The sequence below is a fragment of the Gordonia sesuvii genome (assembly GCF_036350415.1).
GTDB classification, from domain to species: domain Bacteria; phylum Actinomycetota; class Actinomycetes; order Mycobacteriales; family Mycobacteriaceae; genus Gordonia; species Gordonia sesuvii.
In genome coordinates this window covers 325,017-343,499 of record NZ_JAZDUF010000003.1, presented here as the reverse complement: position 1 = coordinate 343,499, position 18,483 = coordinate 325,017, and the positions used below count along the sequence as shown (strand labels likewise).

Sequence of the window (18,483 nt, the reverse complement as noted above, 5' to 3'; positions counted from 1 at the left end):
GCCCGGTCACGAAAGTGGCCGGGCGCCTTTCGCTTTCCATTGGGTCCGTTCGCGCGGGCTCACTCGGTTTACGCGGGTCGGTTCGGTTCATGCGGGCCGTCGACGACCCGCGTTTCCCGAACCGACCCGCGATCGCCGGAACGAACCGCATTCGGTGACCACTGCCACCATCGTCTACGCGGCCGAGCAGTCGGAGCCTGCTCCGAGTCCGGCGTGGTGGCACCCGTGCGCGCAGACCGCTTGCGCCGCAGAACTTCTGCTGCCGCCGCGACAGCGCCTGGATCGAACCCGGCCGGCGGGTCACCACCGTCGACGAGCGCTCGGACCAACGCGGCCTGGCGTCGTGCGAGGTTGTCGGTCATGCCACCCACCACCTGCTGCCGTCTGTGATGCGGCCCATCCGTGCCGCGTCCGCGATCGCGTCGAGTTCGGCGAGCAGCTCACGCGCGGGTGGGAAGTTCCCATCGCGTTCGAGCATGAAGGCCTGCGCTGCACCGGTTTCGGCGATCTGGGCCACGAGTTCCAGCACGTCGGGCGGGACCGGATCGGTGTGCGTGTCGTGATATCGCCCGTCGACCATGTGGCCGCCGGCGACGTGGCAGTACGCGATGCGTTCGTGTGGCAGGCGTTCCAGATCCCGCACCGGGTCGGTGCCCCGATTCTTGGCGCAGGCGTACACGTTCTCGACGTCGAGGAGCAGGTGGACGTCGGTGCGATCGATGACCTCGGCGAGAAACTCGCCTTCGGAGAACTCGTCGTCGGGCCAGTCGAACAGCGTGGCGATGTTCTCGACGGCGAGCGGCACCGGAAGTCCGTCCTGGGTGCGTCGGATGTTGTCGGTCAGCACGTCGAGGGCCTCCCGTGATCGCGGTATCGGCAACAGATGCTCGGCTTCGACACCGCCGGCCCGGACGAACGCGACGTGTTCGCTGACCAGCGGCGATTTCAGGCGCTCGGCGCAGTCGGCGAGCAGCGAGATCCGTTCGGGTGTCACGGGTTCGGCGCCACCGAGTGATAGGCCGATGCCGTGCGGGATCACCGGGACGTCCAGCGCACTGAGCATCTCGATCGGGTAGCGAGACACGGATTCGGCGATCACCTCGCAGAATCCGAGCCCGGGCAGATCGGATACGAGGCCGGCGATCTCTGGGCGCCAGCCGATTCCGATTCCGTGCGGCCACGTGGCGACTGGCCGGTCTGACGGGTTCGGGGAGTGAGGTGTCATGAACCGCACCCGCCACCACCGCCGCCACAGCTGTCGCCGCCGCCCCAGGTGCCGCAGGTGACGGCGATCCCGGCGGTGGCCGGCGCTCCGCCGTGGATCCAGGTCGCGCCGGCGGCTTTGGCAAATGCAGGGTCGAACTGGTGGACCAGGGCCAGGCCGAACAACGCACTGCCGATGGCCGCCGCGCGTTTCCCGTAGGTCTCGATGGCCGGGTGCAGCGACGGGTCGAGGTGCTCGTGCTCGGCCTCGGCCAGCCCGAGCGCCTGCTCGCCGCGTACGGTCCGACGTCGCCGGCGGCTGCGGATCTCCAGGGCGAGAGCAAGATCGACGAGAAGCACGGCGCCGATGATGCCTGCGGCACCTGGCGACGGGGTCTGTTCGTTGACGATGCTTTGCCATATGCAGACCACGCCAAAGGCGGCGACGGCGCACAACGGTAGGTATGCCCGTGGGCCGAGGTTCCGCACCAGATACCCGCGGTCGGTGAGGTCGGCTCTGAGCGGTTCGAGCAGAACTCGGGTATCCCGTCGGACGACTGAACGGCGTTTCCGACGGATGGGGCCGCCGAACGTGGATCTCCGAGGTCTCGGCTGTGCGGACAACGGCGCGAGTCGGCCGTAGATGTTGCGCGACAGCGGATCCAGACTGTGTACCTCGACTGCCGTCGGTCGTCGCTTCCGGCCGGCGACATTGATCAGGCCTTCGGTGCGAAGCTCCACCAGCGCCGTCAAGATCGCGTGGTGGTCGGAGAGCAGCATGCCCAGTTCGGTCGGGGAGAGTTCGTCGAGTGGCCGATCGTCGTCGTCCCGCAGTCGCCGCCCGGAGAGCACGATCCAGCCGAGAGCAAGTGCCGAGAGGCCGACGACGATGATGACCAGGAGTGGGCCCGGGATGCCCCACACAGACGATGTACTCATCGGTCTCTCCACCTTTCGCACTCCACAGATGAGATCAGTATCTGTGCAGGTCAGGAACTGTCCAGTCGCGGTCCGCGATCGTGGCCGTTCCGATATCCGCCTCGGTCGAACGGAGGACACGGGCGGCTCGTCACCCGCAACTGCAACCGCCGCACTGGCCGCACGAACTGCTCTGGCCTCCGCGGGCGCCAGTTGGATCGAACTGCCGGAGCAGAGACATTCCGTACAGCGCGGTCCCAACGGCCGCGGCGCGAACACCGTAGGTCTGGACAGCGGGCCGCATCTTCGGGTGAGGGTGGGCGAATCGCCCGGTCGTGTCCAGATGGCGTCGACATCTGTCGCCGATCCGTGATGGACCGCTGGGCCCCGTGCGTACTTTCGCGTGTCCACCAAGCCGTCGGCGCGGGTGCACTCGGTTCGCGCGGGTCGGTTCGGTTCGCGCGGGCCGTCGGTGAGTCGCGTTCTCCGAACGGACCCGCGGCATCCGGAACGCCCGCGTCGGATGTTCACATGATCAGGCCGACTGGGAGGCGGCGGTCGGCCTACCCTTGATCGATGACGACCGTCACCAACGCCGACCAGGACTGGATGCTGTGGGTGGGCCTCGGCATCACGGCACTGTTCGTGGTGATCGCGATCATCATCACGGTCGTCGTGATCCGGTCCGTGCGGTCGGTGCGCGGCACCGTGGACGAGCACCTCGGTGTTCTCGCGCCGATGACGGGCCGGGCGAACGCGTCGCATGTGAGGCAACCGGGACTCGACGGCCGGATGGCCCTGGCAGACGTCACATCGTTCACCCAGACCGGAACCGAGATCAACCATCATCCGCTGATGGTCATCGGGCTGCGGGTCGGCGGCGACGGCATCGCCCCGTTCGACGTTCAGGTCAAGACCGCGGTGCCGATCTCCCACCAGGCGTTGCTGCACCGGCGTCGCGTCGCGGTCCGTGCCGATCTCCGAACCCGGGTGGCCGAGATCGATTGGCAGGCAACGGCTGCGATCGCCGGATCGGTGCCCATGACGATCTCGTCCGAGGACGGTACGACCTACGATCTCACCGGGCAGGCCGAGCCGCTCATCGAGATCTTCGAGATCCTGCGCCGCAACGGAATCCCGACCGACGGGTCCGTCGACCTCCGCTCGAATCCCGAGGAACGTGACGAGGTCAGTCAGGTGGCCCGCCGGTATTCGACGGCCTCCCCGACGGCCGGAACGACTCCGATCGGCGCCACCGGCACCGGCTCGGCGAAGGGAGGGCGTTCGCTGCAGGAGCGACTCGCCGAGATCGAGCAGTTGAAGGCGACCGGCGTCATCACCGAGGCCGAGTACGCTACGGCTCGCCGGCAGATCCTCTCTGACGCCTGACGCACATGACATCGAGTGACTAAATCACTCCAGCAACATCCGCCACTTTGGTAACAGCGCGGTTTCGGTCTGTCGCTGCTCTGGTCACAGGTGTGGCAAGCCACTCGGACAACGGATTACGGTTCTGCGGTGCCGGTACTCTCCATGCGCCCACGCCGATTGGCGAAGCGGCGCCGATTCCTGGTCTGTCTGCTCGTCTCAGCCACCATCGTCGGCATCGGTTCCGTCGAGGCCGGAAACGCGAGCGCGGCGTCCTTCGGCCGGTTCTACGTCTCCGGATGCGGCATGCCGACGACGCCGGTCGACATGTGGACCCGGTGGGGCAACTACAAGACGGTCATCGCCCTCGACGGCCTGCGCGCGACCGGCGACAAGAGCGGCTGGCGGCACGAGACGCGTATCCAGCGGATCGCCGATTCGGGCGTCAACGTGATCCAGCCGGTCGGTGGCCTGGCCAGCTTCTACACCGACTGGGAAGCCGCCAGCCCCGGCAACAAGGTCAAGTACCGCTACCGGTGGACCTGTCGGCTCAAGACCATCATCAACGAACTCGACGCACGCGGCCTCGCGGTCGGTCCGCGCGGCAAGTACGCCATGATGGGCATCTCGATGGGCGGCAACGCCGCGATGATCTTCGGTGCGTACCACCGGAAGCGGATCTCCCACATCTTCTCGATGTCGGGCTTCCTGAACCCATCCGCGCCGACGATGCGCGAGGCGGTGCGCCTGGCGTTGATCGACGCGGGGATGGCCGCCGGTGTGGGCCCGTTCAGCGCCGACGCCATGTGGGGCCCGCCGTGGCACAACCGCTGGATCGCGAACGACTCTGTCGCCCAGCTCGACCGGATGCGGGGCATGCGGATCCGGGTCGGCGCCGCTTCGGGCGTGTGGGGTAAGTACAACACCGACGCGATCGGCTCGATCAAGGGCACACCCCTGGAGGTGATCTCACTCGCACAGACCCGGACGTTCGAGATCGCCGCCGCCATCACCGGCGTCCGGATCACCACGGACTACCCCGCGGTCGGCACACACCAGTGGGGCTACTGGCAGGACATGGTTCTCGAGGCCAAGCGCAGTGGTTGGTTCCGGGACTGATCCGATCCGTGTTGACAGATCCCCGCACCGACAAACGCCGCGAGCGCGGCCGCTCGGGGTGATGAACAGCGTCGCCCTGCAGAAGCCGTGAGAGAGATCTGATCACGCACCGTTTCGAGCCGGCGTGACACTCTGGGAACATGTCCCGTCCGCAACGAACTCCCGACGGTCGGCACGTCGTCGTGAACGGTCGGAAGTGGCAGGCAACGGACCCGCTGATCCCCGAGGAACGGCGCGCTGAGCTGCAGTCGATCCTGATGGCGTGGCGCCGAGAGGTGAAACGCACGAGGGGCGCGCCGGAGTCGCGCCGGGGGGTGCAGGCCGCGAAGGTCGCGTTGGGTGAGCGCGGGACGCCATGGTGGGAGCAAACCGACGACGAACGCCGCCGCAGATGGGAGGCTCACATCGCGCGGCCGGCAGGCAGGGTCTGATTCTGACGTTTCAGCGCCGTGCACCCAACTTGTGTCCGGGCTGCCGTTTGACGTATGAGAATCACGTGCGCGTGCTGAATCGATCGAACCCGACCGGTGACCTGGCGCTGGGCGTTCGGGTCTCGGGTCACGACGGGCAACGTCCGCCGGTGTTGCTGGTACATGGCATGGCCGGCGATCACACCACGTGGCGTGCGTTCGCGAGTGCTCTGCGTCGTGTGGGCCGGCAGGTGATCTCGGTCGACTTGCGTGGACACGGCCGCAGCGGTCACGCGCCGACGTACCTGCTCGATGACTTTCGCGATGACCTCGAGTTCGTACTCGACGAGCTCGACATCGACGTGACCGACATCGTTGCGCACTCGCTCGGTGCGCACACCGTGCTCCGCCTGGCGATGGCGATACCCGACCGGGTGCGACGGCTGGTACTCGAGGAGGTCCCGCCGATGCCGCGAGACCAGGGCCACGTCGACGAGGGCATCGTCGTCGCCGCGTCACTCGGCGAACGTGTACGCGGAGTCGGCGCCGCGGTACGGAATCCGTGGCCACTGATCCGGTTCGATCGCCGCGTGGGCGCCGAGGTAGGCCGGCAGTTCGAGACTCCCGACCCCGATTGGTGGGCACGCCTCGACGTCGTCGCCGCATCCACCCTGGTGATCTCCGGTGGCCGGCGGAGCTTCTTGCCGCCCCGTCACCTGCGCACCCTTTGCGAGACGCTGCCCGCCGCCCGATTCGTCGAGATCGATGCGGGTCATAGCGTGCATCGCGACAAGCCAGCCGAATTCGCTGCTGCCGCGGGGGAATTCGTTCAGAGCAGCTGACCTGGGACGATTTGGCGGAGTCGATCGGCGGGGTACGCCCGCAAACGCGGCACCCGACTCCCGCCAACAGTCCTCACCGAGTGGTCGTTCGCCGGAGATCATTCACGTGGGACGCCCACTCAACCGAAAACGGCGCCCAGTCAACCGAAAACGGTGCCCAGTCGACCGAAAACGGTGCCCAGTCGACCGAAAACGGCGCCCAGTCGAGACGGTCAGGCGGCCGGCTTGTTGTACAGCGGTCGCGGGTCCACCCCGATCTCGCGCCACGCCTGATATGCCCATGGCACGTACAGCCACTTGATCGGGAGGCGGTTGAACACCGGGTTCAACGTTCGCATCACCGCGGCGAAGCGCTGGAAGTTCTTCTCCCGTTTGGCATCCCACTTCAGTCCGCAGACGTCACGCATCTGTTGCGGCAGCGTCCCGACGATCACGGTGCGCAGGAAGGCGTTCAGGGGCGCCGAGACGATCTTCCACACCGGGGCGGGGATCTTCTTCGGCCGCGGTAGGCCCTGGCGGATGTAGCCGGTGGCATAGACGACCGTCTTGTGCGGGACGAAGCGATCGAGCATGTCGTCCCAGTACTCGACGAACTCTTCGTAGGTCTGCGGCTGACTGCGTGAGCTCACGCCGTACAGGTCGTACCAGACCTTGCTCTCCTCGAAGATCTGCACCTTCTCGGCGTAGCTGAGCCGGCGGATGAAGGTATCGGTGATGTACAGCACCTGGTCGACGAATGTCGCGTGGGCCCAGTAGAAGAGTTCGGGATTCAGGGCGTGGTATCGCGAGCCGTCGCTGATGGTGCCCTTGATGTCGCGATGGAAGTCGCGGACGGTCCGACCCCACTTCTGCGGTTCGGTGCTGTAGACGGTCTTCATCACCGGAGGTCCGGTGCGCTTCGCCCGACCGAGGAAGTCGTCGAAGATCACCGAATGGTCCAGCACCGCCTGGCCGAGTTGCTCGATGCAGTTCTCCGTGCCGGCGAGGCGCTGAAACCCGAGGATGCCCCGGCTGTCGCCGTAGAACTTCCAGATCAGCGAATCGGCGCCCAGACGGGGCGAGGGCAGGGCCGAGTCCGGGTCGTCGGGCTCGATCATCGGCTCGGCCTCGCGGATCGAGCGCTCGTAGTCCTGGTTGACTGACATGTCAGGAAGGGTAACCCAGGTTGGAACGGAATGAAAGATTTGTTCCAACGATGGATGTAAGCCGACGAGTGGAGGCACCTGTGGTCGAGGATCTGCCCGGACCCGACGAACTGTTGGCCGAGTCGTTCGTCGTCCGGCTGCCCATGCGCACGCGATTCCGCGGGATCACCGAGCGCGAGATGGTCGTGTTCCGCGGGCCGGCCGGCTGGGGGGAGTTCGGTCCGTTCGTGGAGTACGGCGACGTCGAGGCCGCGGCATGGCTGGCGGCGGGTATCGAGGCCGCCTACCTCGGCCCGCCGAAACCGGTACGAGACACCGTGGCGGTCAACGCGACCGTGCCCGCGGTCGATGCGGACCGGGTGGCGGAGATCCTCGGGCGATACCCGGGTGCGACGACCGCGAAGGTGAAGGTCGCCGAACGTGGCCAGACCCTCGCCGACGACATCGCCCGCGTCGACGCGGCGCGCGATGTCGTTCCGACGGTCCGCGTCGACGCCAACGGCGGCTGGTCGGTCGAGCAGGCGATCGACGCCATCCGGGCGATCGGAGACGTCGAGTACGTCGAACAGCCGTGCGCCACCGTGCCGGAACTCGCGGCCGTGCGCCGAGCCGTCGAGGTGCCGATCGCGGCCGACGAATCGATCCGCAAGGCCGACGATCCGTATCGCGTGGTTGCCGCCGACGCCGCCGACATCGCGGTCGTCAAGGTCGCACCGCTCGGCGGGATGCGCGCCACACTCGAACTCGCCGACACCATCGGCCTTCCGGTCGTGGTGTCGTCGGCGCTGGACTCGGCGGTGGGGATGGCGGCCGGGGTGGCCGCCGCCGCGGCGTTGCCGCGTCTCGACCACGCGTGCGGGTTGGGTACCGGGAGCATGTTCACCGACGACGTCGCGGAGCCCTTCGTGCCCGCCGACGGGCTGGTGGAGCCACGATGGTTCACCGGCGACCTGCCCCCGCGTTCGCTGCCGCGTGCCGACCCGGATCGTGAGCGGTGGTGGCGGGAACGGCTGGTGCGGTGTCATGCGGTGCTGGCGGGCGGACCCGCCGTCCGGGACGAGTAACGGCCCACCCGGAGGTACTCGTGTCCCGCGTCGGAAATTCGTTGATGATTTCGACGCCCAGGCGGCGCCTCGCTTCGTTGGCGTCGTCGCAGGTACATCCAGTACCTGCTCCTCCGCCGCCTCGCGATGCATCCACCTGGACCGCCGAACTCATGGAACGAATTTCCGACGCGGGACACTAGAAACATTTTCCGATTTCTGTTCCAATAGACTGATCATGCGACGCGGATCACGTGGATCGACGCATCGCACGACGTGGATCGGGGACGAGGAGAGTGGCTATGAGCTCGACAGGGACAGCGCAGCGGTCGGCAGTGTTCGCAGAGGCGCCGGCGGGCAGTGACCTGCTGGCGGTGCCGACGGCGCAGCGCAACGGGATCCTGGAGATGATGTCGATGCGACGCGATCCCTTCGCGTTCGGCGACGAGCGCCTGGCGCGGTTCGGTCAGGTCTCCGGCCTCAACGCGCTCGGTGTCAAGATGGTGATCGCGGCGGGACCGCGGGCCGCCGACGAAGTCCTGATGAACCGCGACAAGGCGTTCGCGAACGGTCCCGCGTGGAGTTATTTCATCGGCCCCTTCTTCAATCGGGGCATCATGCTCCTCGATTTCGACGAGCACCGTCATCACCGGCACATCCTGCAGCAGGCGTTCACGCCGTCGACGCTCAAGGGCTACATGCAGGAGATGCAGCCGATGATCGCCGAGCGCGTCGCCGACCTCCCGACCGGGCAGGTCAAGATGTTCGATGAGTTCAAGAGCCTCACCCTCGACGTCGCGCTCGAGGTCTTCCTCGGGATGGAACTACCCAAGGACCAGGCGGACAAGATCAACAAGGCGTTCATCGACACGGTGCGCGCCGGCGTCGCCTACGTGCGCAAGCCGGTGCCCGGCGGACGATGGTGGAAGGGCTTGCGGGGCCGCAAGATCCTCGAGGAGTTCTTCTACGAGAACATCGCCGCCAAACGTGCCCGCGAGACCCCTGACCTCTTCTCGGTGCTGTGTCACGTCGAGGGCGACGAGGGGGAGCGGTTCACCGACGAGGACGTCGTGAACCACATGATCTTCGTGTTGATGGCCGCGCACGATACGTCGACGATCACCATGACGCAGATGGCCTACCGGATGGCGAAGGCGCCGGAATGGCAGCAGCAGGCTCGCGAGCAGTCCCTCGAACTCAACCCGGAACTCGGCTATGACGACCTCGCCAAGCTCTCGGTGCTCGACCTGGTGCTCAAGGAGTCGCTGCGGATGTGTCCGCCGGTGCCGGCGCAGCCCCGGATGGCGGTCAAGGACACTTCGGTGCAGGGGTTCTTCGTGCCGAAGGGGTCGATGGTCACCGTTCCGCAGATGACCAATCATCGTGACCCGGAGTTCTACACCAACCCGGACATTTTCGATCCCGAGCGCTTCACGAAAGAGCGCAAGGAGGACAAGGGGCACCGGATGGCGTGGATGCCGTTCGGCGGCGGGGTCCACAAGTGCATCGGGCTGTATTTTGGCCAGATGGAGATCAAGACGATCCTGCATCATCTGCTGCGCGACTACGAGTGGTCGGTCCCCGACAGCTACGAGATGCCGATGGACTACAGCGCGCTGCCGGTACCGAAGGACAAACTGCCCGTCGACCTCCGCCGCCGATGACGCCGGCGTCGACGTCGCAGACGAAGACTGCGCGCAAGGCCCGCAACACTGCCAGCCCGGAGGACCAGGAGCAGGCGATTCTCGCCGCCGCCGAGGCCGAGTTCACCTCTGTCGGTGTGCGTCGCGCGAACATGGACGAGGTGGCGGTACAGGCCGGCGTGAGTCGCAGCACCCTGTATCGGCGTTTCCCGAACAAAGAAGCGCTGCTGCTCGCCGTAGCCAACGGCCTCTACGAGCGGGGTATGCACCGACTCACGCAGGCCGTTGTCGGGCTGGGTCCGGCCGAGGCGGTCGTGGAGGCATTCGCCGAGGGCGCGGTGATGATCACCGAGGACCCGCTGATGCGTCGGCTGGTGCTCACCGATTCGGAGATGAGGGGCATCACCTCGGCGGTCACCGCACTGTTCGTCGACATGGTCACCGACCGCGTCGCGGCCACACTGCGTGACGCGGGCGCGACGATGCCCGATGAGGATCTGCACTTGGCGGTGGAACTGCATGTCCGCCTGGTGATCTCCTACCTCGAGGTGCCCGCGTCCGATGAACGTCAGCACCCCGATGCGGTCCGTGATCTCGCCGCGAAGTTCCTCGCTCCGATGATCTGGTGACCGCCGGCGCCCACCTCCACGCTCGTGGACTCTCCATGGAAGGTTCTTCTGATGTCTGTTCGTGATCTGTTGCGCCGTGGTCCCGACCGCGAGGAGATCCGTGCTGCACTGCGCGGCAAGGTGATCGCGATCACCGGCGGAGCCCGCGGGATCGGATTCGAGACCGCGACGCAGTTGTTCGATGCGGGTGCGGTCGTCGCGCTCGGCGACATCGACGACGACGCCGTGGGCAAGGCGGCGGCTGACCTGGGCGTCGAGGGGTTCACCGTCGACGTGACCGACCGCGCCTCGTTCGCGGACTTTCTCGACGCGGTCGAGACGGCCGTCGGTCCGATCGACGTGCTCATCAACAACGCGGGGATCATGCCCGTCGGCGATTTCCTCTCCTACGACGACGCATTGATCCGACGGACCTACGACATCGACGTCATCGGCGTGATCACCGGCACGCAGTTGGCCGCGCGGAGGATGGTTGCGCGTGGGCAGGGCCAGGTCGTCAACATCGCCTCGGTCGCGGGCCGGCTGCCGACGCCGGGTCTCACCATCTACAACGGTGCCAAGGCGGCCGTGATCGAGTTCTCCGAGGCGCTCGACGCCGAACTCGAGAACACTGGCGTGCGGATCAGCACGGTGTTGCCCACGTTCACCCGGACGGGACTCATCTCGGGTCTGAACACCAACAGCATGGTGCGGGCGATCGAACCCGAAGAGGTGGCGGCGCAGGTGCTCTCGATCATCGCCCGCCCCCGGGTACGGCTGACCGCGCCCCGGTCGATGGCGTGGACCCACGCGAACCCGATGATCCCCCAGCGCATGAAGCGGGCGTCGCGTCGGATGACCAAGCTCGACACGATGTTCCTCGACTTCGATCACGGGCGGCGCGCCGAGTACTCACGCCGTATCGGCGCGGAGTAGCGACGGCTTTCGGTGGTCTCGCGCCGCGCGTGCCCCTTTCGGTGGTTGAGTAGCCGCGCGAGCTTGCGAGCCGGCGTGCCCTTTTTCGCTGGTTGAGTAGCCGCGCGAGCTTGCGAGCCGGCGTATCGAAACCTGCTGCGCGTGATCTCGATACGGCGCCTCGCAAGCTCGGTGCCTACTCGATCGGCGGGGATACGGCGCCTCGCTTCGCTCGGTGCCTACTCGATCCGCGGGGGATACGGCGCTTCGCTCGGTGCCTACTCGATCGGCGGGGGATACGGCGCCTCGCTTCGCTCGGTGCCTACTCGATCCGCGGGTGGGCGGTGCCTACCCGCTCGTCGGCGACTCCGTCACCTGGGCAACACCACCACCGGAACCGACGAATGCCGAATGATCTTGGCGGCACGGGAACCCAGGAACACCTGGGACAGCACGCCTTCGCGGGTGCTACCCAGGAAGAGCACCTCGCCCTCGATCCAGTCGATGGAGTCGAAGGCCTCGCGATACCCGCGACCCGCGGCGACCGCGCACTCGGTGCCCGACGGTATCGAGCCGTCGTCGAGCAGTTCGTGGTGGGCGTGCGCGGACTGCTCCTGCCACTGTTCGAGGACGGCGTCCTCGGTACTGAGCCCCACGAGTGGCGGGTACATCGCACCGCCCCGCACCGCGAACGTGATCACCCGCAGGGGTTTGCCCATGCGAGTCGACAGGCTGCGCCCACGTTCCAGGACTGCGCGGGAGGCCTTGTCGGCGCCGGTGATCGCCACGGTCACCCTGGTCAGCTGGCCGTGCTTCGGGGACCGGTATCCGCGCGGGCTGATGCCGACCGCGACCGGTGAACGGTGCATCAGCGTGTCACCGGTGGACCCGACCACGATCTGGCCGAGCTGGCCGTCGCCGGTCGAACTGATCACGATGCCGTCGGCAGAGAGTTCGACGGCGCAGTCGATGAGCGCGCGTGACGCCGTCCGATGGTCGAGTCGCCGGAACTCCCACGACAACTCGGGAGGGTAGATCTCCATGTAGTCGGTGATCTCCTGCCGAGCCTTCTCGACGACCTGATCGGTCCAGGCCGTGAACTCCGCATCGACCTTTCCCATCGAGGGGGTGGTCCACGGTTTCGGCACCACCGTCGCGACCACGAGGTCGGTACCCAGCGACTCCGCGGCCATCGCGCCGAGTTGGACTCCGCCGGTGCCGCCTTCGCCCTGGACGTACCCGACGAGGATCGTCACTGCGAGACCTCATCGGCGCTGGAGGCGGGCCCCGTGTTCAGCTTGCTGTGCCGGCGGCCCCACAGGAAGTAGAACAGCAGCGCAGCGGCGACCCACAGCCCGAAGAACAGGAAGGTGACCGGAGCCAGGCCGCTGAGGATCCAGACGCAGGCCGCCACCGACAGCACCGGGGTGACCGGGTAGCCGGGAACCTTGAACGGGCGCGGGAGGTCGGGCATGGTGCGGCGCAGGATGACGACGCCGATCGACACGGTGATGAACGCGGCGAGGGTGCCAACCGAGACCAGATCCCAGAGTGCGTCGATCGGCACGAACCCGCCCAGAAGAGCGATGACGCCGCAGACGATCACGGTGTTGTTCACGGGCACCATCGTTTTCGGGCTGACCTGAGCGAAGGTCTTGGGCAGCAGCCCATCGCGTCCCATCGCGAACAGGATGCGTGTCTGCCCGTAGATCACCACGAGGGTGACCGAGAAGATGGAGATGACCGCGCCGAGCGCGATGATGTCGCCGACCCACGTCGAACCGGTGACACTGTTGGCGAGTCTCGACAGGCTCGCCTCGTCGTCGGGGCTGAACTCGGTCCAGGCCTGCGCGCCGATGGAGGCGACGGCCGTCAGCAGGTAGATGCTGACCACGACGATCAGGGCGCCGACGATGGCACGCGGCATCGCCTTCTGCGGATTGCGCACCTCGTCGCCCGCGGTGGACACGGCGTCGAGCCCGATGAAGGTGAAGAAGATGACCGCGGCTGCCGACGTCACCCCGGCCATCCCCTCCGGCATGAACGGTGAGAAGTGACTCGACGTGAACGCGGTGAAGCACACCGCCGCGAACAGGAGCAGCACACCGATCTTGATCGACACCATGATCGTGTTGACCAGCGCGGATTCACTGGCACCGCGGATCAGCAGTAGTCCGCACATCACGACGAGGATCACCGACGGCAAATTGATCCAGCCGGGGTCGTCGACCCCCCACGGTGCCGCGGTCAACTCGTTCGGAATCGACCAGCCGAAGAGGTTGTTGATCAATTCGTTCAGGTACTGCCCCCACCCGATGGAGGTGGCGGCGGCGGACACGCCGTACTCCAGCATCAGACACGCGCCGATACCAACGGCCACGACCTCGCCCATCGTCGCGTAGGCATACGAGTAACTCGACCCCGACACCGGGACCGCCGATGCCATCTCCGCGTAGCAGATCGCGGCCAGCCCCGCCGCGATGCCGGCGATGAGGAACGACAGGATCACGGCCGGGCCGGACATGCTGATCGCTTCCGGGATCACGATGAAGATACCGGTGCCGACCGTGGCCCCTACGCCGAAGAAGGTGAGCTGAAAGGTCCCGATACTGCGTTTCAGGTGCGGTTCGTCTGCCGCCTGCCCGGGCGCCCGCGCGCCGACCACGGGCTTACGACGGAAAATTGTGCTCGAAAACGACTGTGCTTGCGTCATCGGCGCTGCCCTTCTCGCAGTAGTAGTCGATTCTGCGCCCGAATCGCCGCTTTCGCACGGCATCGGCCAAACAGCCGGGACCGCCGGTTGTCTCCGTCGATAGGGTGGACTCCGTCGACGGGGGGTCGACGGACCGGCGGAGAGGACCATCGATGGCCAGGGAAGCCGTGCTCGACGAGGAGCTGGCGGCTCGTGTCGAGTTGCGTCGCGCGGTGGACGATCTGCGCGAACAGGAGGTCAGGGCGGGTCTTCGGCGTCGGTCGCGTGCCGACCGGTGGGCCATCGGGTTGGCGCTGGTAGCAAGTGTCGTCGCCGTCATCGCGGTGGTTGGTTGGGTCCGCGCGGAACGGTCCTACACCGATGAGGACTTCCGGCAGGCCGCCACAGAACGGGTCGAGGTGCTGCTCAGCCCGGACCCCCGCGGCGCCGGACAGGTGCGCCGGATCCTCGACGGCGCGACGGGCGCCTTCCGTGACGAGTTCGCCCAATCCGCCGACGCCTATACCCGATTCGTCGTTTCGCAGGGCACCATCGGCCGCGGCGTCGTCGACGGAGCAGGCGTGTCGGCGCGCTCGGGTGACCGGGCCAGCGTGCTCGTCGCGGCCACCGTGGTGTTCACCGACGGCCGTGACGACTCCGCGAGTCCCGAACCCGTGCAGCAGTTTCGGCTCAGCGTGCTCGTGGAACCCGACGACGGTCGACTCAAACTCGCAGCGGTGCAGTATCTCCCATGAGCAAGCGACTTCCGATGAATGATCGGCGATCACAGGTGATCTCGACGCGACGTGCCCTCGTCGTCGCGTCCGTCCTGGCGCTGACGCTGCTGGTGATGCTGGGCGCACTCGTCGCGCAGGGGCGGCAGCGGGCCGACGACTCGGCCACCGAGCGCACGCGCACCGAATTGCGCCGCGACGCCGGTGAGATCGTCGCACAGGTGTTCTCGGTGGACGTGTCCTCGTGGCGGGCCGATCGTGACCGTGCGCGGGCGTTGATCGGCGGTGAGTTCGCGGATCGGTATGCGACGGAATTGACCCGCCCGCCGGCAGACGGGGTGCGCAGCGTCGTCTGGCGACCCGAGGTGGTGGGTGTGGTCGACGCCGAACCCGATCGGGGTCAGACGCTGATCAGGACGTCGGTGACCACGGAGGGCTCGGATGCCGGCGAGTCCACAACCGAAAGGCGTTCGATCACTGCACAATTCGACCGTATGGGGGATCAGTGGGTGTTGACCGCGGTCCAGGTGTTGTGATGGGCGCCCCCGACGAGACCCGAACGACCTCCGATCCGGCATCCGGCGCCGAGGGCCTCGCTCGCGCGCGACGACGGGTGGATGATGCCACCCGCGCGGCGCGGCAGGCACGGATCGCGGCTGCGGGCGCTCTCCGGGCACGCGCCCGACGACGCTCGTCGCGCTTCCGCGTCGCTGCGGTCGTGTGTGTCGCCGTGCTCGTGGTCGCTCTCGGTGGCCTGGTCACACTGTGGGTGCAGAACCGTGACGCCGCGGGCCGGTCGGCAGCGGAACAGGCGGCGCTCGAGGCATCGCAAGCGGGGGTCGCCGCGCTGCTGACCGCCGATCCGACTGATCCGGCCGCCTACATCGATCGGGCGCTCGCCGTCACCACCGGTGAGCAGCACGATCGGATACGCGACGTCGCCGACGCCTTGTCCGCGGAGGTCCGTGGCATGGGGCGGCCGAGCAGCGGCACGGTCCTGTCCGCCGGTCTGGTCACCGACCCGCCCAGCGACGACGACGGCGCCGTCGCGGTGTCGCTGGTGGTCGCCGAGGCGTCCGACCCGGCACTCGTCGGCGCCGACCCCGGTCAGAACCGGGTGACGGTCGAGGTGACGGTGACCCGGGTCGGTTCGCGATGGCTCATCAGCGGGACGGAGCCGGCATGACACCCGCAGAGAACGCACCGCGCCCGCATCTCGGTCCACGTGCCCGTCGACGCGCCGCGATCGCGGTCGCGGTCGTCGTGGTCGCCGCCGTGCTGGCCGTCGTGGGTTTCATCGCTGCCGAGCGGGCCCGCCCGATCTCCGACGACGCGCAGCGCACCGCACTGCTGACCGCCACCAGCGATGCCGTCACCGCGTTGACCAACTTCGCCCCGGACTCCGGGGCACAGGCCCGACGGGAGGTGGCGGCCCAGCTCACCGCCCCGCTGGAGTCCGTGTACGAGGTCTCCGGCGCCGACGTGATCCTGCCCGGCGCCGTCGAAGCCGGGGTGACGATGACCTCGCGGGTCGTCGGCACGGGGGTCGACTCGTACGGCGACGACATCGCTCGGGTCTTGGTCTTCATCGACCAGACGGTGACGACACCGCCGTCGGACGGTGCCACATCTGACAACCAGACGGAACGCAACGGGGAACGCACTTCTATCGCTCGGTGGGCGTCTATGCGTAATGTCGAGGGACATTGGCGGCTCGCCGACCTCGATCCGGTCGGCGACGTCACCCGGTGAGGGATGCTCGTACGCATTCCCACGGCCGCGTCGCGGCCGGACCCGTGGCGGCAGTTCTGGCTGGTACGGGCGACGAACGTGTCAGGAGGAAGACGTCATGAACGGGTCACCTGCGGGTGTTGTGGTGGTCGGTGCCGGACTGGGCGGTATCCGTGTCGCGGAGAGCTTGCGCAGCAACGACTACCGAGGACCGATCACACTGATCGGCGCGGAAGCCCATCCGCCCTACGATCGCCCGCCGCTGTCGAAGTCGGTGCTTCTCGGCAAGGACGACCGGGTCGACCTCAAGCCGGCCGACTATTTCAGCGATTCATCGGTCACGCTGCGAATCGGTGAGCGGGTGTGCGAGATCTCGCCCGCAGACCACACGGTGACCGTGCAGCGTCTCGACGACGAGGCCATCCGCGAGACCATCGCCTACGAATCGCTCGTCCTCGCGACCGGGTTGGTGCCCCGCGCGCTCCCGGGCACCGACGGTGTGGCCGGGGTACACGTGCTGCGCACCATCGACGACGCCCTCGCCTTACGCGCCGAGATGGGTCAGGCATCGCGAGCCGTTGTCGTCGGTGCTGGGTTCATCGGCTGCGAGGTCGCCGCCAGCATGATCCGCTCCGGACTCGCGGTGACACTCATCGAGCCGGCGCCGTCGCCGTTGGCTGCTGCGCTCGGCACCGGCATCGGCGACCTGATCACCCGGATGCACGTCGCGAACGGTGTCGACGTCCGCACGGGAGTCGGGGTCGAGGAGGTGGTATCGGACGGCGCGAAGGTGACCGGGGTGCGTTTGGCCGACGGCACCGAGGTCGCCGCGGACATCGTGGTCGTCGGCATCGGGTCGACCCCGGTCACCGACTATCTCGACGGCTCCGGAATCGAGCTCGCGCCACGGGAGTCCGGCGGCGGCATCGCCTGCGACCAACACGGGCAGACATCGGTCCCCGATGTCTACGCGCTCGGTGACGTCGCCAACTGGCGCACCGAGGAAGGCGGTACCCGCCGCGTCGAGCACTGGACCCACACGGTGGAGCAGGCGACCGTTGTCGCACATCGGATCGCACAGACCGACGCGATGATCCCCGCTGCGCCACCGTACTTCTGGAGCGATCAGTACGACCTCAAGATCCAGGTCCTCGGTCGTCCGGAAGCCACCGACGACCTGCATCTCGTCGACGACGACGGAACCAAGTTCCTCGCCTACTACAGTCGTGACGGGGTGCTGACCGGTGTGGTGGGTGCCGGCAAGGTCGGTGCCGTGATGAAGACACGGCCCAAGCTGCTCACGCCGACGCCGATCGCCGAACTCCTGGGCTAATCCCCGTGCGGGCCACCCCAGCCGATATCGAGGCGGCGATCGCCGAGCTCGCCGACCCGGTGCGCGCGGAAGGGTCGGCGAGGTTCTTCAAGACCGGCCCCGGCCAGTACGGGGAGGGCGATCGGTTCATCGGGGTGACGGTTCCCCAGTTGCGTGCGGTGGCCAAGCGATTCCGCGGTGTCGACGCCGCGACGGTCGACCGGCTGCTGGCGTCGGAGATCCATGAGTACCGACTGGCCGGACTCTTGTTGATGCGGGCCGAGTTCGAACGCGCACCCGACGACCCCACGCGCAGGGGCTGGGTGGATCAGTACCTCGGCGCGCTGGCGGAGGGTCGGGTGAACAACTGGGATCTGGTCGACGCGTCGGCCGATCCCGTTCTCGGCGCATGGCTGGTTCGGCGCGGAGACCATGGCAAGCTCGTCGAACTCGCTTCCGAACCCGACCTGTGGATGCGTCGGGCGGGCATCGTCGGGACGTTTGCGTTCCTCAAACACGGTGTGGGGGAGGCGACTCTGGCGGTGGTGCCGGTGGTCATCGACGACCGCCGGGATCTCATCCAGAAGGCGACCGGGTGGATGTTGCGCGAGATGGGCAAGCGGGTCGACCGCGATCTGCTCACGTCGTATCTGGCCGACCACGCACCCCGGATGGGCCGCACCGCACTGAGTTACGCGATCGAGCACCTCGAGGCGGACGAGCGGGCGCACTACCGTTCGTTGCGCTGAGGAACGTGGGTCTCGATACGCCACTCACTTCGTTCGCGGCTACTCGACCAT

Annotated in this window: 20 protein-coding genes; 14 read left to right on the top strand and 6 right to left on the bottom strand. The window is 67.3% G+C overall.

Annotated features, from left to right (window positions below; genetic code table 11):
* Positions 1–68: 68 nt before the first annotated feature.
* Genes VZC37_RS12420 through VZC37_RS12410 form a run of 3 tightly spaced genes read right to left on the bottom strand, consistent with a single transcriptional unit; the run spans position 69 to position 2,142 of the window.
* Entirely contained in the window at positions 69–362 is a 294-nt protein-coding gene (locus VZC37_RS12420) for an SCO6045 C-terminal-like domain-containing protein (protein ID WP_330432830.1), read from the bottom strand.
* A complete protein-coding gene (locus VZC37_RS12415; RefSeq protein WP_330432829.1) occupies positions 359–1,225 on the bottom strand; it encodes an MbnB/TglH/ChrH family RiPP precursor modification enzyme in 867 nt (288 codons plus the stop codon). The genes VZC37_RS12420 and VZC37_RS12415 overlap by 4 nt, the downstream gene beginning before the upstream one ends.
* The gene (locus tag VZC37_RS12410; RefSeq protein WP_330432828.1) at positions 1,222–2,142 is read right to left on the bottom strand and encodes a TIGR04222 domain-containing membrane protein; all 921 of its coding nucleotides are present in this window, start codon (positions 2,140–2,142) and stop codon (positions 1,222–1,224) included. The genes VZC37_RS12415 and VZC37_RS12410 overlap by 4 nt, the downstream gene beginning before the upstream one ends.
* A 555-nt stretch (positions 2,143–2,697) precedes the next feature.
* On the opposite strand from VZC37_RS12410, the gene VZC37_RS12405 reads away from it, so the two are divergent.
* The 4 genes from VZC37_RS12405 (at position 2,698) to VZC37_RS12390 (ending at position 5,860) form a co-directional block, all read left to right on the top strand.
* Positions 2,698–3,510: an SHOCT domain-containing protein gene (locus VZC37_RS12405; protein ID WP_330432827.1), complete on the top strand. Its 813-nt coding sequence runs from the start codon at positions 2,698–2,700 to the stop codon at positions 3,508–3,510.
* A gap of 129 nt (positions 3,511–3,639) precedes the next feature.
* Positions 3,640–4,608 (top strand): alpha/beta hydrolase, encoded by a 969-nt coding sequence (locus tag VZC37_RS12400; protein ID WP_431309391.1) that lies wholly within the window; start codon positions 3,640–3,642, stop codon positions 4,606–4,608.
* Positions 4,609–4,748: 140 nt separating this feature from the next.
* Entirely contained in the window at positions 4,749–5,039 is a 291-nt protein-coding gene (locus VZC37_RS12395; RefSeq protein ID WP_330432826.1) for a hypothetical protein, read from the top strand.
* Between the two features lie 65 nt (positions 5,040–5,104).
* Positions 5,105–5,860, top strand: coding sequence for an alpha/beta fold hydrolase (locus VZC37_RS12390; RefSeq protein ID WP_330432825.1), 756 nt, complete (start codon positions 5,105–5,107; stop codon positions 5,858–5,860).
* Between the two features lie 212 nt (positions 5,861–6,072).
* Here VZC37_RS12390 and VZC37_RS12385 read toward each other — a convergent pair whose 3' ends face one another.
* On the bottom strand, positions 6,073–7,005 hold the full coding sequence (locus VZC37_RS12385) for an oxygenase MpaB family protein (RefSeq protein ID WP_330432824.1): 933 nt from the start codon (positions 7,003–7,005) through the stop codon (positions 6,073–6,075).
* Between the two features lie 68 nt (positions 7,006–7,073).
* Here VZC37_RS12385 and VZC37_RS12380 point away from each other — a divergent pair, with 68 nt between their 5' ends.
* The 4 genes from VZC37_RS12380 (at position 7,074) to VZC37_RS12365 (ending at position 11,235) form a co-directional block, all read left to right on the top strand.
* Entirely contained in the window at positions 7,074–8,069 is a 996-nt protein-coding gene (locus tag VZC37_RS12380) for an o-succinylbenzoate synthase (protein WP_330432823.1), read from the top strand.
* 281 nt (positions 8,070–8,350) lie between these two features.
* Positions 8,351–9,712 (top strand): cytochrome P450, encoded by a 1,362-nt coding sequence (locus VZC37_RS12375; protein WP_330432821.1) that lies wholly within the window; start codon positions 8,351–8,353, stop codon positions 9,710–9,712.
* Positions 9,709–10,320 (top strand): TetR/AcrR family transcriptional regulator, encoded by a 612-nt coding sequence (locus tag VZC37_RS12370; protein WP_330432820.1) that lies wholly within the window; start codon positions 9,709–9,711, stop codon positions 10,318–10,320. The genes VZC37_RS12375 and VZC37_RS12370 overlap by 4 nt, the downstream gene beginning before the upstream one ends.
* A 51-nt stretch (positions 10,321–10,371) precedes the next feature.
* A complete protein-coding gene (locus tag VZC37_RS12365; protein ID WP_330432819.1) occupies positions 10,372–11,235 on the top strand; it encodes an SDR family oxidoreductase in 864 nt (287 codons plus the stop codon).
* Positions 11,236–11,585: 350 nt separating this feature from the next.
* Here VZC37_RS12365 and VZC37_RS12360 read toward each other — a convergent pair whose 3' ends face one another.
* Both VZC37_RS12360 and VZC37_RS12355 read right to left on the bottom strand, forming a co-directional pair.
* The gene (locus VZC37_RS12360; RefSeq protein WP_330432818.1) at positions 11,586–12,470 is read right to left on the bottom strand and encodes a universal stress protein; all 885 of its coding nucleotides are present in this window, start codon (positions 12,468–12,470) and stop codon (positions 11,586–11,588) included.
* Positions 12,467–13,927 (bottom strand): amino acid permease, encoded by a 1,461-nt coding sequence (locus VZC37_RS12355; protein ID WP_330432816.1) that lies wholly within the window; start codon positions 13,925–13,927, stop codon positions 12,467–12,469. The genes VZC37_RS12360 and VZC37_RS12355 overlap by 4 nt, the downstream gene beginning before the upstream one ends.
* Before the next feature lie 152 nt (positions 13,928–14,079).
* Here VZC37_RS12355 and VZC37_RS12350 point away from each other — a divergent pair, with 152 nt between their 5' ends.
* The 6 genes from VZC37_RS12350 to VZC37_RS12325 all read left to right on the top strand — a co-directional run bounded on the left by VZC37_RS12350 (position 14,080) and on the right by VZC37_RS12325 (position 18,432).
* The gene (locus tag VZC37_RS12350) at positions 14,080–14,661 is read left to right on the top strand and encodes a hypothetical protein (RefSeq protein WP_330432815.1); all 582 of its coding nucleotides are present in this window, start codon (positions 14,080–14,082) and stop codon (positions 14,659–14,661) included.
* Positions 14,658–15,176 (top strand): hypothetical protein, encoded by a 519-nt coding sequence (locus VZC37_RS12345; protein ID WP_330432814.1) that lies wholly within the window; start codon positions 14,658–14,660, stop codon positions 15,174–15,176. Before VZC37_RS12350 ends, VZC37_RS12345 begins: the two co-directional genes overlap by 4 nt.
* The gene (locus VZC37_RS12340) at positions 15,176–15,826 is read left to right on the top strand and encodes a hypothetical protein (RefSeq protein ID WP_330432813.1); all 651 of its coding nucleotides are present in this window, start codon (positions 15,176–15,178) and stop codon (positions 15,824–15,826) included. The genes VZC37_RS12345 and VZC37_RS12340 overlap by 1 nt, the downstream gene beginning before the upstream one ends.
* Entirely contained in the window at positions 15,823–16,392 is a 570-nt protein-coding gene (locus tag VZC37_RS12335; protein ID WP_330432812.1) for a hypothetical protein, read from the top strand. Before VZC37_RS12340 ends, VZC37_RS12335 begins: the two co-directional genes overlap by 4 nt.
* A gap of 97 nt (positions 16,393–16,489) precedes the next feature.
* The gene (locus VZC37_RS12330; RefSeq protein ID WP_330432811.1) at positions 16,490–17,704 is read left to right on the top strand and encodes an NAD(P)/FAD-dependent oxidoreductase; all 1,215 of its coding nucleotides are present in this window, start codon (positions 16,490–16,492) and stop codon (positions 17,702–17,704) included.
* 5 nt (positions 17,705–17,709) lie between these two features.
* Positions 17,710–18,432, top strand: a complete 723-nt coding sequence (locus tag VZC37_RS12325) for a DNA alkylation repair protein (protein WP_330432810.1) — start codon at positions 17,710–17,712, stop codon at positions 18,430–18,432.
* The last annotated feature ends 51 nt before the right edge of the window (positions 18,433–18,483 follow it).

Excerpts from the sequence above, each read along its gene's own strand:
- VZC37_RS12385 (WP_330432824.1), bottom strand. The coding sequence starts at position 7,005 with ATGTCAGTCAACCAGGACTACGAGCGCTCGATCCGCGAGGCCGAGCCG.
- VZC37_RS12410 (WP_330432828.1), bottom strand. The coding sequence starts at position 2,142 with ATGAGTACATCGTCTGTGTGGGGCATCCCGGGCCCACTCCTGGTCATC.
- VZC37_RS12335 (WP_330432812.1), top strand. The coding sequence starts at position 15,823 with ATGACACCCGCAGAGAACGCACCGCGCCCGCATCTCGGTCCACGTGCC.
- VZC37_RS12330 (WP_330432811.1), top strand. The coding sequence starts at position 16,490 with ATGAACGGGTCACCTGCGGGTGTTGTGGTGGTCGGTGCCGGACTGGGC.
- VZC37_RS12365 (WP_330432819.1), top strand. The coding sequence starts at position 10,372 with ATGTCTGTTCGTGATCTGTTGCGCCGTGGTCCCGACCGCGAGGAGATC.
- VZC37_RS12340 (WP_330432813.1), top strand. The coding sequence starts at position 15,176 with ATGGGCGCCCCCGACGAGACCCGAACGACCTCCGATCCGGCATCCGGC.
- VZC37_RS12375 (WP_330432821.1), top strand. The coding sequence starts at position 8,351 with ATGAGCTCGACAGGGACAGCGCAGCGGTCGGCAGTGTTCGCAGAGGCG.
- VZC37_RS12345 (WP_330432814.1), top strand. The coding sequence starts at position 14,658 with ATGAGCAAGCGACTTCCGATGAATGATCGGCGATCACAGGTGATCTCG.
- VZC37_RS12415 (WP_330432829.1), bottom strand. The coding sequence starts at position 1,225 with ATGACACCTCACTCCCCGAACCCGTCAGACCGGCCAGTCGCCACGTGG.
- VZC37_RS12350 (WP_330432815.1), top strand. The coding sequence starts at position 14,080 with ATGGCCAGGGAAGCCGTGCTCGACGAGGAGCTGGCGGCTCGTGTCGAG.
- VZC37_RS12405 (WP_330432827.1), top strand. The coding sequence starts at position 2,698 with ATGACGACCGTCACCAACGCCGACCAGGACTGGATGCTGTGGGTGGGC.
- VZC37_RS12370 (WP_330432820.1), top strand. The coding sequence starts at position 9,709 with ATGACGCCGGCGTCGACGTCGCAGACGAAGACTGCGCGCAAGGCCCGC.
- VZC37_RS12355 (WP_330432816.1), bottom strand. The coding sequence starts at position 13,927 with ATGACGCAAGCACAGTCGTTTTCGAGCACAATTTTCCGTCGTAAGCCC.
- VZC37_RS12395 (WP_330432826.1), top strand. The coding sequence starts at position 4,749 with ATGTCCCGTCCGCAACGAACTCCCGACGGTCGGCACGTCGTCGTGAAC.
- VZC37_RS12420 (WP_330432830.1), bottom strand. The coding sequence starts at position 362 with ATGACCGACAACCTCGCACGACGCCAGGCCGCGTTGGTCCGAGCGCTC.